This is a genomic window from Jannaschia helgolandensis (genome assembly GCF_900109285.1).
GTDB classification, from domain to species: domain Bacteria; phylum Pseudomonadota; class Alphaproteobacteria; order Rhodobacterales; family Rhodobacteraceae; genus Jannaschia; species Jannaschia helgolandensis.
This window is the reverse complement of sequence record NZ_FNZQ01000001.1, coordinates 636,609-652,000: the sequence shown is the minus strand read 5'-3', so window position 1 is coordinate 652,000 and position 15,392 is coordinate 636,609. Positions and strand designations below refer to the sequence as shown.

General features: G+C 62.3%; 16 protein-coding genes. 8 read left to right on the top strand and 8 right to left on the bottom strand.

The features are described from left to right. Positions 1-12: 12 nt before the first annotated feature. A complete protein-coding gene (locus BMY38_RS03135; RefSeq protein WP_092759672.1) occupies positions 13-825 on the top strand; it encodes an ABC transporter permease in 813 nt (270 codons plus the stop codon). On the opposite strand, the gene BMY38_RS03130 is transcribed toward BMY38_RS03135, so the two are convergent. The 3 genes from BMY38_RS03130 to BMY38_RS03120 all read right to left on the bottom strand — a co-directional run bounded on the left by BMY38_RS03130 (position 815) and on the right by BMY38_RS03120 (position 1,943). Beyond that, positions 815-1,192 carry a Lin0512 family protein gene (locus BMY38_RS03130; protein ID WP_092759670.1) on the bottom strand — a complete coding sequence of 126 codons (378 nt, stop codon included), beginning with the start codon at positions 1,190-1,192 and terminating at the stop codon, positions 815-817. The two genes, BMY38_RS03135 and BMY38_RS03130, sit on opposite strands and share 11 nt — an antisense overlap. Then, entirely contained in the window at positions 1,189-1,548 is a 360-nt protein-coding gene (locus BMY38_RS03125; RefSeq protein WP_092759668.1) for a Lin0512 family protein, read from the bottom strand. Before BMY38_RS03125 ends, BMY38_RS03130 begins: the two co-directional genes overlap by 4 nt. Positions 1,549-1,739: 191 nt before the next feature. After that, a complete protein-coding gene (locus BMY38_RS03120) occupies positions 1,740-1,943 on the bottom strand; it encodes a hypothetical protein (protein ID WP_092759666.1) in 204 nt (67 codons plus the stop codon). Positions 1,944-2,185: 242 nt separating this feature from the next. Here BMY38_RS03120 and rfbA point away from each other — a divergent pair, with 242 nt between their 5' ends. Further along, complete coding sequence (rfbA, locus tag BMY38_RS03115) at positions 2,186-3,067, top strand: glucose-1-phosphate thymidylyltransferase RfbA (RefSeq protein WP_092759664.1); 882 nt, start codon at positions 2,186-2,188, stop codon at positions 3,065-3,067. A gap of 3 nt (positions 3,068-3,070) precedes the next feature. Here rfbA and choV read toward each other — a convergent pair whose 3' ends face one another. The 3 genes from choV to BMY38_RS03100 form a co-directional block, all read right to left on the bottom strand. Then, positions 3,071-4,090, bottom strand: coding sequence for a choline ABC transporter ATP-binding protein (choV, locus tag BMY38_RS03110; protein ID WP_092759662.1), 1,020 nt, complete (start codon positions 4,088-4,090; stop codon positions 3,071-3,073). A gap of 91 nt (positions 4,091-4,181) precedes the next feature. Next, positions 4,182-5,078: a choline ABC transporter permease subunit gene (gene choW, locus BMY38_RS03105; RefSeq protein WP_092759660.1), complete on the bottom strand. Its 897-nt coding sequence runs from the start codon at positions 5,076-5,078 to the stop codon at positions 4,182-4,184. A gap of 66 nt (positions 5,079-5,144) precedes the next feature. Beyond that, positions 5,145-6,077 (bottom strand): choline ABC transporter substrate-binding protein, encoded by a 933-nt coding sequence (locus BMY38_RS03100; RefSeq protein ID WP_175495749.1) that lies wholly within the window; start codon positions 6,075-6,077, stop codon positions 5,145-5,147. 111 nt (positions 6,078-6,188) lie between these two features. Here BMY38_RS03100 and betI point away from each other — a divergent pair, with 111 nt between their 5' ends. The 5 genes from betI to BMY38_RS03075 all read left to right on the top strand — a co-directional run bounded on the left by betI (position 6,189) and on the right by BMY38_RS03075 (position 11,923). Next, positions 6,189-6,761, top strand: a complete 573-nt coding sequence (gene betI, locus BMY38_RS03095) for a choline-binding transcriptional repressor BetI (RefSeq protein ID WP_217638776.1) — start codon at positions 6,189-6,191, stop codon at positions 6,759-6,761. After that, positions 6,758-8,281, top strand: a complete 1,524-nt coding sequence (gene betC / locus BMY38_RS03090; RefSeq protein WP_092759656.1) for a choline-sulfatase — start codon at positions 6,758-6,760, stop codon at positions 8,279-8,281. Before betI ends, betC begins: the two co-directional genes overlap by 4 nt. Next, a complete protein-coding gene (betB, locus tag BMY38_RS03085) occupies positions 8,281-9,744 on the top strand; it encodes a betaine-aldehyde dehydrogenase (protein ID WP_092761133.1) in 1,464 nt (487 codons plus the stop codon). The genes betC and betB overlap by 1 nt, the downstream gene beginning before the upstream one ends. A 10-nt stretch (positions 9,745-9,754) precedes the next feature. Beyond that, positions 9,755-11,401, top strand: a complete 1,647-nt coding sequence (gene betA, locus BMY38_RS03080; RefSeq protein ID WP_092761131.1) for a choline dehydrogenase — start codon at positions 9,755-9,757, stop codon at positions 11,399-11,401. A 117-nt stretch (positions 11,402-11,518) separates the two neighbouring features. Next, positions 11,519-11,923 (top strand): BrnA antitoxin family protein, encoded by a 405-nt coding sequence (locus tag BMY38_RS03075; RefSeq protein WP_092759654.1) that lies wholly within the window; start codon positions 11,519-11,521, stop codon positions 11,921-11,923. Between the two features lie 168 nt (positions 11,924-12,091). On the opposite strand, the gene BMY38_RS03070 is transcribed toward BMY38_RS03075, so the two are convergent. Then, positions 12,092-12,682: a GNAT family N-acetyltransferase gene (locus BMY38_RS03070; protein ID WP_092759652.1), complete on the bottom strand. Its 591-nt coding sequence runs from the start codon at positions 12,680-12,682 to the stop codon at positions 12,092-12,094. Positions 12,683-12,911: 229 nt separating this feature from the next. After that, the gene (locus tag BMY38_RS03065; protein WP_092759650.1) at positions 12,912-13,520 is read right to left on the bottom strand and encodes a hypothetical protein; all 609 of its coding nucleotides are present in this window, start codon (positions 13,518-13,520) and stop codon (positions 12,912-12,914) included. Between the two features lie 213 nt (positions 13,521-13,733). Between BMY38_RS03065 and BMY38_RS03060 the strand changes: the two genes are divergently transcribed. Then, a complete protein-coding gene (locus BMY38_RS03060) occupies positions 13,734-15,308 on the top strand; it encodes an ABC transporter substrate-binding protein (RefSeq protein ID WP_092759648.1) in 1,575 nt (524 codons plus the stop codon). The last annotated feature ends 84 nt before the right edge of the window (positions 15,309-15,392 follow it).

Below are 15,392 nucleotides of genomic sequence, written 5' to 3'. Positions count from 1 at the left end.
ATTTCGCATTCCATGTTTGACGCAACCGACAGGACACAGACGTTAACTTTTCCGGCAGCCCCACGCCGTGCCGGCTTCATCCGGCGGGTCGCCGCGCTGATCCTTCGGGAAATGAGTTCGACCTTCGGACGCTCCCCCGGCGGTTTTCTCTGGACGGTGGCCGAACCGGTGATCGGCATCCTGCTGATGACATATCTGTTCTCGCTGGCGCTGCGCAGCCCGCCCATCGGGTCCAGTTTCGCGCTGTTCTATGCCAGCGGCGTACTGCCTTTCACGATGTTCTTCGATCTGGCGGGCAAGGTCGCACAATCCATCAAGTTCTCGCGCCAGTTGCTGACCTATCCGGTGATGTCCTATCTGGATGCTCTGACGGCTCGGCTGATGCTGAACTTGCTGGTGCAGCTTTTGGTCGCGTCGATCATTCTGACGGGCGTGATCGCATGGACCGGCAGCCGCGCGCCGGTCGATTTCACACAGATTGCCCTGGCCGTCGCCATGCTGGCCGTGCTGGCGTTCGGGCTGGGCACGATGAACTGCTTCCTGTTCAGCATGTTCCCCTTGTGGGAGCGGGTCTGGGCTATCGTTATGCGCCCTATGTTCCTGATTTCTGGAATTTTCTTCTTATTCGATGACGTGCCCGAGCCTTATCAGTCTGTCCTTTGGTTCAACCCGCTGACGCATATCATCGGCACATTGCGGCATGCGCTCTACAGCTTTTATGACGTGGCTTTCGTGTCACCGCTTTATGTCTTCGGCCTGGGAATGGGACTGACCGTCATCGGTCTGATCTTGCTGAATCGCTACACGCTCGACTTCAATAACTAGACCCGGACCCGTCCAGCGTGAATCCATGTCCTTCGGTATCGAGAAAGGCTTTCACTCCGGCTATGGCCAGCGTGATATCCTCCCTGCCGCCCATGCCCCGGTCGTGCAGCCCGCCTTCGACGACGGTCACCTCGATCATGCCATATGGCAGGGCCGCCGCCACGGCCGCCTTGTCCACCTGATCGGGTAACGGCACCGCGATAGTCACTTCGACCCGCATTGCCGATGGGTGCTTATAAGCCCCGAACAGTGTCAGCGACGAATGCCGGATCGCATCGCTGACCGCGCGCAGGGCGGCCTTGGTCATATCCTGGCCATGCACGTCTGCGCCCATGCCCATCTCAAGGATCAGTGCCCGTTCGGTCATGGCGCCCCCTCCGCGCCGTCCGCCTGCACGTCGAAAGACACGCTGACGATGGCATTGGCGACAATCACGATATTGCCGTTCATTTCCAGGTCTGCCCCGCCCTTGACGGCTTCGGCGGAGATGTGTCCGTAGGGTGCCTCGCGCTTCACTTCCTCAAGATCGACGGCCTCCGGCTTACCGATGCCGATACGGATATCGACGATCATCTCGGACTTCGGAAACCCGAAGGCATCCGCGACGGTCAGATAATTTCGGTGCAGCGCATCATGCACCGCGCGCCGGGCCGCCTTGGTATAATCGGCCCCCCGCAGATCGGTGCCCATTCCCATCTCGACTGCGAACTGCGTCTTTGCCATGCGGCCTCCATGATATCGCGGCAACCATTGCGGCTGGGGCGGCGATTGCCAAGCGTAATCCGGGGAAACCGGACGCGGTGGTGACCAAGGCATGAGTGCTGCGACGTAACCCTGCCGATACGGAATATTCGGGGCCTGCCACAGGTTATCGTCCCGCAGGGCACAAACGTCAGGTCGCAGGCTGGACCGGTTCATGTGAAGATGAATGCATCGCAGTCGTCGTAGAGGAATGCCTCGACCGCGGGGATGGCGTCCGCCTGCGTCGACGTGGGCGCGCCGACCGGCATTCCGGCGTCCGAAAGTTGCGGGTGCACCATCAGTTTCAGGCGCAGGCCATGCGGCACGTGGGTGGCTGTATCCGTCGTCCATTTTGTAGCGATACGACGAAATGACATGGTGCAATTCCTTCTGTTCTGACACCAGAAGAATGACAGCCCGCCATGGCACGGTGAGGGAAAGGTGCGGGCGTGGAACGGGCCGGATTGAGAAGTATTCATTGTCTTGAAACGGAAGGTCGCCATACTGACGTCCATTCTGCGCCATCCTGCCGCGTCCGTGCCTTTGTCTTGTCGAACCTGCCACAAACCCATACAAACAACGCAAAAGCGCACTTACATTTTTGCGCAGGAGAGCTGCCATGATCCAGACCCCCCGCAAGGGCATTATTCTGGCCGGCGGCTCCGGCACGCGGCTCTATCCGGTGACCGCAGGCGTGTCGAAACAGTTGCTGCCGATCTATGACAAGCCGATGGTCTATTACCCGATCTCGGTCCTGATGCTGACGGGTATCCGCGATATCGCCGTCATCACCACACCGGATGATCGCGCGCAGTTTCAGCGCACGCTGGGGGACGGCAGTCAGTGGGGTATTCGGCTCAGCTATATCGAACAGCCCAGCCCGGATGGATTGGCGCAAGCCTATCTGCTGGCCCGCGACTTTCTGGACGGCGCGCCTTCAGCGATGGTGCTGGGCGACAATGTCTTCTTCGGCCACGGCCTGCCCGAGATTCTGCGCGCCGCCGACGCACGGCAGAGCGGCGGCACCGTCTTCGGCTATCAGGTGTCGGACCCGGAGCGATATGGCGTTGTCGATTTCGATGCCGACGGCAAGGCGCGCCAGATCATCGAGAAACCGGACATGCCGCCGTCGAACTATGCGGTGACGGGGCTGTATTTTCTGGACGGGACCGCCCCCGACCGGGCCGCGACCATCATGCCGTCCACGCGCGGTGAGTTGGAGATCACATCGCTCCTGCAGATGTATCTGGACGATGGCGCGCTGGACGTCGAACGCATGGGACGCGGCTATGCCTGGCTGGATACGGGAACACACGAAAGCCTGCTGGACGCCGGCAATTTCGTCCGCACGCTGGAACGACGCCAAGGCCTGCAAACCGGCTGTCTGGAGGAAATCGCCTTTGACGCCGGCTGGATCGACCGCACCGCGCTGCTGGCGCAGGCCGAGCGCTATGCCAAGAACCGCTATGGCGATTATCTGCGGCGGCTTGCGGGCACCTGAACGTCAGCGCGCCAGACAGGTCAGCACCGCCTGTCGGTCGACGCTGCCGATGATCTTTCCCTCGCGCTGAACCGGGATCGGGCCGTCGCGCATCGCGCAAAGCCGGATAAGTTCCTTGATCGTCATCGTGTGGGGGATCGCTTCACCCTGTCCGCCCGCGCCCGCTGTCATCGCGTCTGCGGCGGTCAACACACCCAGCGGGTTCATGTGGGCGACGAAATCGGCGACATATTCGTTTACCGGATTGGTAAAGATGTCGGCGGGTGTGCCGCATTGGATGATCCGCCCGCCCTCCATGATCGCGATGCGCTGGCCCAGCTTGAAGGCTTCGTCCAGATCGTGGCTGACGAAGACGATGGTGCGCTTCAACCGGGCCTGAAGCTCCAGCAATTCGTCCTGCAACCGGGTGCGGATCAGCGGATCCAATGCGCTGAACGGTTCGTCCATCAAAAGGATCGGTGCATTCGTGGCGAAAGCGCGGGCCAGACCGACCCGCTGTTGCATACCGCCCGACAATTCGCCGACACGGTGGTCCGCCCAGTCGGTCAGGCCGACCAGATCCAGTTGAAGATCGACAGCCTCGCGCCGTTTGTCAGCGGGCATTCCATCCAGTTCCAGACCCAGACCGACGTTTTCGCGCACGCGTCGCCACGGCAAAAGGCCGAATTGCTGAAACACCATCGATACGCATTCGCGGCGCAAATGCCGCAGCTCCGACGGGGACGCATCCGGCAGGGTGCAGGACCAGTCGTCGGCGCGCACCGTCACGCTGCCGCGCGCGACCGGGTTCAACCCGTTGACGGCCCGCAGAAGGGTCGATTTGCCGGACCCGGACAGGCCCATCAGGACGAGGATTTCCCCCTCCTCGACTGTCAGTGAACAGTTGTGAACACCCAGAACCTGCCCCGTCTCGGCCTGAACCTCGGCACGTGAGAGGCCACGGTCCATGGCCGGGAGCGCGCTTTCGGGCCTGTCCCCAAAGACGATCGAGACGTTGTCGAATTCAACGGCAGGTTTGCTCATGTCTCGGCCTCGGTCCGCAGTGAAATCATCGCCCGGTCTGCACGGTCGCCCGCAGGTTGTCGCCGTTCCCTGCCTTGCATGGCAACAACTCTCATTTCCGCTCCATCCGCAGCATGCGATCCAGCATGATGGCGACGACGACGATGACGAAACCGCTCTCGAAGCCGAGCGATGTGTTCACCTGGTTGAGGGCACGCACCACGGGCACGCCCAGCCCGTCCGCCCCGACCAGTGCGGCGATAACCACCATCGACAGCGATAGCATAATCGTCTGGTTTAAGCCGGCCATGATCTGCGGGAGAGCATAGGGCAACTCCACTTTCCACAGCGTTTGGCGCGGCGTGGCCCCGAAAGCCTCCGCCGCCTCGGTCAGCGCGGCTGGAGTGGAGGCAATACCCAGATGCGTCAGGCGGATCGGCGCGGGCAGCACGAAGATCACCGTGGCGATCAGGCCGGGCACCATGCCGATGCCGAAGAACACGATCGCGGGGATCAGATATACAAAGGTCGGCAGGGTCTGCATCAGGTCCAGCACCGGACGCATCCATGAATAGAGGCGCGGCCGATGCGCCGCGGCGATGCCGATGGGCACGCCGACCGCCATGCAGACGACGCAGGCCGACAGGACCAGGGTCAGGCTTTCCGTCGTCTCTTCCCAATAATCCTGATTGAGGATGAACAGGAAACCGACCGCGATCAACGCGCAGATTTTCCACGACCGCTGCAACCACCACGTCAATGCGACGAACAGGGCGATCACGATCAGCGGGTGAAATTCCTGCGGATAAAGATATGCAATTTCTCCGCGCGGCGCGCCCAGCCATCCGGTGTTCGGCGGGTCCTGCAACAGGGCCAGAATAAACGCGATCATTGTCTCCATCACGCTGGCCAACCCGTCGAAGAACGGCTGTCCAACGTCCTGCAACCAGTCGAAGGCCCCGGCGGCCCACTTGCCGATGGGAATTTTTCTGTCGGTCAGCCAGTTCATGCAGGGCCCCTTGCAATGTGACAGGGCCCCGCGAACATCGCGGAGCCCCATTTGATCGGTCCCGGCTTACTGAAGCGCAGCCTTGACCGCTTCCATCGCGTCGCCGCCATCCAGCGTGGTCACTCCGTCCATCCAGCCGTCCAGCACATCCATGTTGGCCTTGAGCCAGTCCGCCGCGGCGTCTTCCGGATCTGCGCCATCATTCAGGATCGCGCCCATGATCTCGTTCTCCATGGCCAGCGTGAACTCCAGGTTGTTCAGCAATGCGCCGACGTTCTCGCACTCCGACACATATCCTGCCCGCGTATTGGTATACACCGTCGCGCCGCCAAGGTCGGGGCCGAAGAAGTCGTCGCCGCCCTCAAGATAGCCCATGTCGAAATTGGCGTTCATCGGGTGCGGCTCCCACCCTAGGAAGACGATCGGCTCGTCGCGCTTGGACAGGCGGTCGACCTGCGCCAGCATGCCCTGCTCCGACGATTCGACGACCTCGAATCCGGACAGGCCGAAGGCATCATCATCAATCATTGACTGGATCAGACGGTTGCCGTCGTTACCCGGTTCGATGCCGTAGATCTTGCCGTCCAGCGCGTCGGCATTTGCGGCGATGTCGTCAAAGCTGGTGATGCCCAGATCCATCGCAGCCTTGTTGACGGCCAGCGTGTATTTCGCACCTTCAAGGTTGGCGCGGACCGTATCGACCGAGCCGGCCTCGCGGTAAGGCGCAATGTCCGCTTCCATCGTCGGCATCCAGTTGCCCAGAAAGATGTCGATGTCGCCCTCGGCCATCGAAGTATAGGTGATCGGAACCGACAGGACTTTGGTGTCGGTCTCATATCCCAGCGCATCCAGCAGGACACTGGTGGCCGCAGTTGTGGCGGTGATGTCGGTCCAGCCGACATCGGCAAAGATCACTTCGCTACAGGCGGCGTGGGCATCGGCGAAGGCCGCGCCAGAGGTCAAAGCCAGGACACTGGCGACAGTCAGAATACGTTTCATCTCGGATACTCCCGGTTGTTGACGATTGCCCATTCGGGCGTTGTTATTGATTGACGGCTCAATTAAGAACAGACCCGTCCTTGTTTTGCAACTCTACCATCGGAGCCTGCCGTGCCACGCATCGGAATGGAACCCCAGCGACGTGATGCGCTCGTCCGCGCGACGATCAGCGAAATTGCGGTCAGCGGGGCTGCCGATATTACCGTCGCGCGCATTGCCAGGCGGGCGGGCATGTCACCCGCGCTGGCGCACCATTACTTCGGATCGAAGGATAACATGTTGCTGGCCGCGATGCGCCACGTCCTGTTCGTTTTCGCCGCCGAGGTGCGGGGTGCGCTGGTCATGGCCGATACCCCGCGCGAGCGCCTGACGGCCATCGTCCGTGCCTGTTTCGCACCCTCGAACTTTCGCGACGAAGTGGTTGCCGCCTGGCTTAACTTCTACGTCCAGGCCCAGCGCGAGGGGCAGACCCGCCGCCTTCTGCACATCTATCACGCGCGACTTCGCTCCAATCTGATGTACGCGCTGCGCCCGCTCAGCGATGACCCCGAGCGTCTGGCCGAGGGCATTGGCGCGATGATCGACGGGCTGTATGTCCGCCAGGCCCTGCGCCGCGACAACCTGACCAGTGCCGCATCGACCGATCTGGTTCTCGATTACATCGAAAAGGCGCTGACCCGATGACCGATACCGCGAAAACCGGACCGAATATCCTGATCATCATGGTCGATCAGCTGAACGGCACGCTGTTTCCCGACGGCCCCGAAGACTGGCTGCATGCTCCGAACCTGAAGAAACTGGCCACCAAATCGCGCCGGTTCCGCAATTGCTACACCGCGTCTCCGCTGTGCGCGCCGGGCCGGGCCAGCTTCATGTCGGGCCTGCTGCCCAGCCGCACCAAAGTCTATGACAATGCCGCGGAATTCGCCTCCGACATCCCGACCTACGCCCACCACCTGCGCCGCGCGGGGTGGCAGACCTGCCTGTCGGGCAAGATGCACTTCGTCGGCCCCGATCAGATGCACGGGTTCGAGGAACGCCTGACCACCGATATCTACCCTGCCGATTTCGGCTGGACGCCCGATTATCGCAAACCGGGCGAACGTATCGACTGGTGGTATCACAACATGGGGTCGGTCACCGGCTCCGGTGTGGCCGAGATCACCAATCAGATGGAATATGACGACGAGGTTTGCCACCACGCCAAGATGAAGCTGTATGACTACGCGCGCGGCCACGATGCGCGCCCGTGGTGCCTGACGGCCAGCTTCACGCATCCGCACGACCCCTATGTCGCACGCCGCGAATTCTGGGACCTCTACGAAGGGTGCGAGCACCTGATGCCGCCGGTTCCCGAGATGGCATACGACGCGCACGACCCCCATTCCAGGCGTATCCTCGACGCCAACGATCGCGGCAATTTCGACGTGACGGAGGAGGATATCCGCCGGTCCCGCCGCGCCTATTTCGCCAACATCAGCTATCTGGATGGCAAGATCGGCGAAATACTCAAGGTGCTGGACGATACCCGGCAGGAGGCCGTGATCCTGTTCGTATCCGACCACGGCGACATGCTGGGCGAGCGCGGGCTGTGGTACAAGATGTCCTTCCTCGAAGGCTCCGCGCGTGTGCCGATGATGATCGCCGCACCCGGTATCGAACCGGGGCTGGACCTGACCCCGGTCAGCAACATCGACGTCTGTCCGACGCTGTGCGATCTGGCCGGTGTCGACATATCCGAGGTCGCACCCTGGACGACCGGAGAGTCGCTCGTGTCGCTGGGACGGGGCGGCGTCCGCACCTCCCCTGTCGCGATGGAATATGCAGCCGAAGGATCCTACGCGCCGCTCGTCGCGCTACGGCAGGGACAGTGGAAATACACGCGCTGCACGCTGGACCCGGAGCAACTGTTCGATCTGGATGCCGACCCGCACGAGCTGACCAATCTGGCGGACGATCCTGCCCATGCTGATACGCTGGCGCAATTCCGAACGGAAGCCGACGCCCGCTGGGATCTGGCCCGTTTCGACGCAGAGGTCCGCGAAAGTCAGGCTCGCCGCTGGATCGTCTACGAAGCTCTGCGACAGGGCGGATATTATCCGTGGGATTACCAGCCCCTGCGCGTCGCGTCCGAGCGCTACATGCGCAACCACATGGATTTGAACGTGCTGGAAGATAACCAGCGCTTCCCGAGGGGGGAATGATGACAGATTTTCCAAACGCCCGACCCACCGCCAGCCACTTCATCGACGGCACCTATGTCGAGGACACGACCGGCGCGCCGATCCCGGTGATCTATCCAGCTACGGGCGAGACCATCGCCACCGTCCACGCCGCCACCCCCGAGATCTTGGAACGCGCGCTGGCATCGGCGACCCGCGCCCAAAGGGATTGGGCCGCGATGGACGGCACATCGCGCGGTCGCATCCTGCGCCGCGCCGCCGACATCATCCGCGAACGCAATCACGAATTGTCCGTGTTAGAGACACTCGATACCGGCAAACCCCTGCAAGAGACCCTTGTCGCCGACGCCACGTCAGGGGCCGACGCACTGGAATATTTCGGCGGTCTGGCCGCTGATTTGACCGGGACGTCGATGCAATTCGGCGGCGACTGGGCCTATACCATCCCCCGCCCGCTGGGCGTCTGTGTCGGCATCGGTGCGTGGAACTACCCGACACAGATCGCTTGCTGGAAGGGCGCGCCCGCCTTGGCCACCGGAAACGCGATGATCTTCAAGCCGTCGGAATCGACACCGCTCTGCGCGCTCAAGGTTGCCGAGATCCTGCACGAGGCCGGGCTGCCCGCGGGCCTGTTCAACGTAGTGCAGGGAATGGGCGATGTTGGCGCGGCCCTGACCACCGACGCCCGTGTCGCCAAGGTCTCGCTGACCGGATCGGTGCCGACCGGCAAAAAGGTCGCCGCAGCCGCCTCCGCTCAGATGAAGCAGGTCACGATGGAACTGGGCGGCAAGTCCCCGATCCTGATTTTCGAGGACGCCGATATCGACGACGCCGTGTCGGGCGCGATCAACGGAAACTTCTATTCCTCCGGTCAGGTCTGTTCGAACGGGACACGTGTGTTTGTCCACCAAAGCATCGTTCAGGAATTTCTGGAACGGCTGAAATCGCGGGTCGAGACCGCCGTCATCGGCGACCCGCTGGACGAGGCCACCAACTTCGGTCCCATGACGACACAGGCGCAACTGGATATCGTGCTCCGCCATCTCGACACCGCCAGGGCCGAAGGCGCGACCGTCGTCACCGGCGGCATCCGTATCGACCGCGAAGGTTTCTGGATTGCACCGACCGTTCTGTCCGACCTCACCGACGATATGACCTGCGTGCGCGAGGAGATATTCGGGCCGGTCATGTCCGTCCTGACCTTCACCGACGAAGACGAGGTCATCGCCCGCGCCAACGACACCGAATTCGGCCTCAGCGCCGGTCTGTTTACCCGCGACCTGACCCGCGCGCACCGGGTCGTGGCTCAACTTCAGGCCGGAACCTGCTGGATCAACCAATACAACCTGACACCTCCGGGCATGCCGTTCGGCGGCTCCAGGGCGTCTGGTATCGGGCGGGAAAACGCGCGCATGGCGATGGATCATTTCACCGAGGTTCAGACCGTCTACGTCGGCATGTCGCCGGTCGAGGCCGCGTACTGATATGGCCAGCATGATCGCGGATTACGTCATTGTCGGTGCCGGAAGCGCCGGTAGTGCCATCGCTTACCGGCTGGCCGAGGCGGGCAAATCCGTCCTCGTGATCGAATATGGCGGCACCGACATGGGCCCGCTGATCCAGATGCCGGGAGCGCTGTCGTTCCCGATGAACATGAATCGTTACAACTGGGGCTTTGCGTCCGAACCCGAGCCGTATCTGAACGGTCGTATTCTGGCGACGCCGCGCGGCAAGGTCGTCGGCGGCAGCAGCAGTATAAACGGCATGGTCTACGTGCGCGGACACGCGCTCGACTTCGAGCATTGGCAGGACATGGGCGCGACCGGCTGGGGATACGGCGACGTGCTGCCGTATTTCAAACGGATGGAACATTGGCATTCCGGCGGGCACGGTGGCGATGCCGATATGCGCGGCAGTGATGGACCGCTGCATGTCACGCGCGGACCGCGACTGAACCCGCTCTACAGTGCCTTCGTCGAGGCCGGGCGGCAGGCGGGATATCCGGTTACCGATGACTATAACGGTTACCAGCAGGAGGGCTTCGGCCCGATGGAGCAGACGGTCTGGCGCGGCCAGCGCTGGTCCGCCGCCAACGCCTATCTCAAACCCGCCCGCGCGACCGGACGGTGTGACGTGGTGCACGGGCTGGCCGAACGGATCGCCTTTACCGACGGGCGCGCAACGGGTGTGCATCTGGCGGGCGGCAGGCTGGTCGAAGCCCGGGCGGAGGTTATCGTCGCGGCGTCGTCGATCAACTCGCCCAAGCTGCTGATGCTGTCGGGCATCGGCCCCGCCGCACACCTGACCGACCACGCAATCGAGGTGCGGGCGGATCGGGGGGGGGTTGGGCAGAATTTGCAGGATCACCTGGAGATATATATCCAGATGGCGGCGTCGCAGCCGATTACCCTGTTTCGATACTGGAACCTGCTGGGCAAGGCCTATGTCGGCGCGCGGTGGTTGTTTACCCGGACCGGACCGGGCGCGACGAACAACTTTGAATCCGCTGGCTTCATCCGGTCGAATGCAGGGGTGCAATATCCTGATATCCAATACCATTTTCTGCCTCTGGCGGTGCGCTACGATGGTCAGGCCGCCGCCGAGGGGCATGGGTTTCAGGCGCATGTCGGGCCAATGCGCTCGGCCTCGCGCGGGGATATCACGCTGAAATCGGCCGACCCGATGGAGGCACCGCGCATCCGCTTCAACTACATGTCCGACCCGCAGGACTGGGCGGACTTTCGAACCTGTATCCGCCTGACCCGCGAGATCTTCGCGCAGGAGGCCTTTGCACCGTTCCGGCGGCATGAAATCCAGCCCGGTGAGCATGTCCAGACCGATGACGAGTTGGATGCCGCGATCATGGAACACGTTGAATCGGCTTATCATCCCTGCGGCACCTGCAAGATGGGCGCGGCGGACGATCCGATGGCGGTGGTCGATCCGGAGTGCCGGGTGATCGGCGTCGACGGACTGCGCGTGGCGGACAGTTCGATCTTTCCGCGCATCACCAACGGCAATCTGAACGGACCGTCGATCATGGTGGGCGAGAAGGCGTCGGACCATATTCTGGGACGGTCGCTGCCCAAGTCGAACGCGGAGTTCTGGACTCATCCCGGCTGGGCGATTTCGCAGCGCTGACAGGGGGGTGCCCGGCGTACACCCCCTGTGCACCCCCCGTGCAGACGCGGGGCACCGTTCAGAAACGGTTAACCGCTCGCCCCGAGGGTCACCCCCTGATCTGAACGGGAGGTGGCAATGGCGGAACTGGCGAAAGGTGCCCGGCAGCGGGACCATATCAACGACATGGTGCGGACCCTGGAGACGTTCCAGTGGGACATGCATTCGCGCATCACGGCGGTCGGATATTTCCCGCCCCTGTGGCGTGAAATCTGGGAAACCCGCGGCCGGTCCAAGACCCGTGTGACCGTGCGGATCGACGACGACGTGCTGCGATTCTTCCGGTCGATGGGCGACGGCTATGGCCCGCGCATGAACGGAATCCTGCGGTCGTTCATGCTGGCGCGTCTGGGTGGGTTGATCGAGGGCGAGGACCTTGCGCCGAAATATCGTCAGACCTGGATGGGCAAGCCGCGCCCGTCGTTCGAGCAGGCGATGGCGGAGCATCGGGCCGTCATGGGGCGCGATGCGGATGATGGGTGAAGGTGTGACGGGTGCCCGGAAAGCGTCGGATTGACGGTTTTCCGCAAGAACGGGCGATCGCCCGATGAAGATCCTGCGGCGGGGCCTGCGGTTTCGCGGGAAGAAACCGACTTCGGCGGGCCACCGATGAAAAGCGGCTCGAAGGAAGGGTCATGCGGTTGCGGCTTCTCAAAGCTTTTTTGAGAAATAGTGCAGATGTGGGCGCAGCATGGGCCGATCCTTGTAGGTCGTCGTTTCTATCGGTTCGTCCAGCTTTGTAAATCCAAGCTTCGGATACAGGTCTCGCATCTCGACGTTCGGCGTGAGCGTATCCGCGACCAGCCGTTTCAACCCCATGCTCCGCGCCGCGGTTTCGCGCGCCTCGATCAGTGCCCGACCGGTGCCGGTTCCTCTTGCGTCTTCGATAACAAAGACCCGTTTCAATTCGCCGGTATGTTCATCGAGACGTTTCATCATTCCACATCCCACGATTTGCCCGGTCCCTCTCCGGGCGATGACCAGACAGCCCTTCGGCGGTAAATATTCGTCCGCATTCGCCCAGAACTCTGCAAGCGCACTTTCCGGGGCGGCAGGGTCAATGTCGAAGCCGATGTCCCGCATTCGCTGGACGATAAGCGCGTAATATTGAGCCAGGATCGTATCAAGGTCTTCTCTGGGCGGCAGACTGCGGCACGACTCGATCTCAATGCTATTCACGGGACACCCCCAGATTTGTCCAAACTGTTTATCTTCATCCGCAGTTCGTCCTGACACGAACATGCTTCATCCTATGCGACCGCCCTGCCCGCAATCAGGACGCGGCGCGTCCATTTCGACCTGTGCTCACTCAAGGGGCCAACCCTTCGTCGCTCGGTCGCATATTTCTGTCCTCGCCCAAGCCTGCGCCGGGCAGGGTTCCGCAATCCGGGTAGCGGAACACCCCGATCGGGCCGGAACGCACGGCACCTTGAAAGACCGGCGCTCCGGGTCCGGTCACGCGTAGATCGCGTCAGCAGTCGCGACGGCGCGCGGCTTCCATTACCTGCATCGCGAGCGCGATTGCCGGATGGGTCGCCAAGTCTTCCACCGTTTCGATCGAAAGGGCAGATGCCAGCGCTTCCTCGGCGGAGCCGCTGATTTCCGCGATGGCAGAGATCGGGGCGTCCGGTGCGAAGGATGCCGCCCGGGATATACCGAAGCCGGCAAAATCCTCTGGCAAGTCGTCCAGCTCGTCTCGGAACGCGAGGGCGGCAGGATCGGTGATCTTGCGCTTCGCCTTTCGTGCCAACACCAGAAGCTTGAACATCTCGGTGCGCTTGTCCGAGTCGGTCATGCGACGTTTCAGGGTCCGGCGCAATTTACGCATCAGGCAGTCGGCCTTGACGATATCGTTCCGGTTCACCTCCTGCAGGATCTCGTCGATGGCCTCCTCGATCTCGTCCCGGACCCACTCTTTCTGCTTGTCGGAAGTATTGCCGAGCTTCTTGTTCTCGACATGCTCGTTGTCAGTGATCTCCGGCTCGCCTTTTTCGTTCTCGATCTTGCCCTGAACCTCTTCGAGATGGTCGGCGACCTTTTGTTTTGCGTCGTGATTTGCCTTGTCCGTTTCGTCCGACATGGTGTTACTCCTTCTCACTTGTACTGGACTTAACGGGGTCCATCATACATCCGGGCCGCCGATTCCGGAAATCTGCCGTTCGGGCCGCTCGGGCCTGTTGTGACCGGACGTGGCCATCTTCGCGCGACTGCATCCCCTTGCCTCTGTCTGCCAAACGATGTTCCCTTCGCGTATCAGCCCCGGAACAGGGGCGTCTGCCAATAGGAGAGACCCATGCTTCGCACCACTGCGATCCTGACAATTGCCGCGCTGGCCGCCACTGGCGCCTCGGCACAAACCCTGCGCTGGGCGCGCGCGGGCGACAGTCTGACATTGGACCCACATGCCCAGAACGAAGGGCCGACGCATACGCTGGCGCATCAGATCTATGAGCCGCTGATCATCCGGGATGTCACCGGCGCGTTCGAACCGGCGCTGGCCACCGAATGGGCCGTGTCCGAGGACGACCCGAATGTCTGGGTGTTCAAGCTGCGTGAAGGCGTGACATTTGCCGATGGTGCCGATTTCAATGCCGAGGACGTGGTGTTCAGCTTCGGGCGAGCGCAGTCCGAGAATTCGGCGATGAAGGAGCTGCTGACCTCCATCACCGACGTCCGGGCCGTGGACGATTACACCGTGGAATTCGTGACGGACGGGCCGAACCCGATCCTGCCGAACAACTTTACCAACCTGTTCATGATGGACAGCGGATGGGCCGAGGCCAACGACGTGGTGGACGTGCAGAACATGGCCGACGGCGAGACGACCTTCGCCGCCACCAACGCAAACGGCACCGGGCCGTACACCGTCGAATCGCGCGAGCCGGATGTGAAGACGGTTCTGGTCGCCAACCCCGATTACTGGGGCGTGGACGACTTTCCTCTGGGATTCGACCGGGTGGAATACACGCCGATCCAGAACGCCGCCACGCGGGTTGCCGCGCTGTTGTCGGGCGAGGTCGATTTCATTCAGGACGTCCCGGTTCAGGATCTGGATCGGGTGAAGGGGACCGACGGTCTGGTGGTCAAGACCGCGCCGCAGAACCGCGTGATCTTCCTTGGCCTGAACATCGGGGCCGACGATCTGGAGCGGGATAACATCGAAGGTGCCAACCCGCTTGCCGATGTGCGTGTGCGCCGGGCGATGAACATGGCGATCAACCGCGACGCCATCAAACAGGTGGTGATGCGCGGCCAGTCGCAGCCCGCGGGCATGATCGCACCGCCCTTCGTCGATGGCTGGACCGAGGAGCTGGATGCCGTGCAGCCGCAGGACATCGAGGGCGCGAAGGCCCTGATGGACGAGGCCGGGTATGCGGATGGGTTCACCATTCAGCTGGATTGCCCGAACGACCGCTATGTGAATGACGAGGCGATTTGTCAGGCCGTTGCGGGCATGATGGGTCAGATCGGCATCACGGTGAATCTGAACGCGCAGTCCAAGGCGCTGCACTTCCCGCTGATCCAGAACGGCACCACGGATTTCTATCTGCTGGGCTGGGGCGTGCCGACCTATGACAGCGAGTATATCTTCAACTTCCTGGTGCACAGCAAGGATGGGGAGCGTGGATCGTGGAACCCGACCGGCTTCTCGGACGCGGCGACGGATGCGAAGATCGAGAGCCTTGCGTCGGAGACCGATCTGGAGGCGCGCGCCGCGACGGTGGCGGAGATCTGGAACACCGTGCAGGAGGAGCAGTTGTACATTCCGCTGCACCATCAGGTTCTGAACTGGGGCATGACGGATGCCGTCGGCACCGAGGTCAGCCCCGAGGATGACCCGAAGCTGAAGTACTTCACCGCCAACTGAGGCATTGCCAGTGCCCGGATCAGGGGCCCTTCGGGGTCCCTTTTCGTTTGTGCGCGGGGGTCGCGGGACCGTCGCGGATCAGAC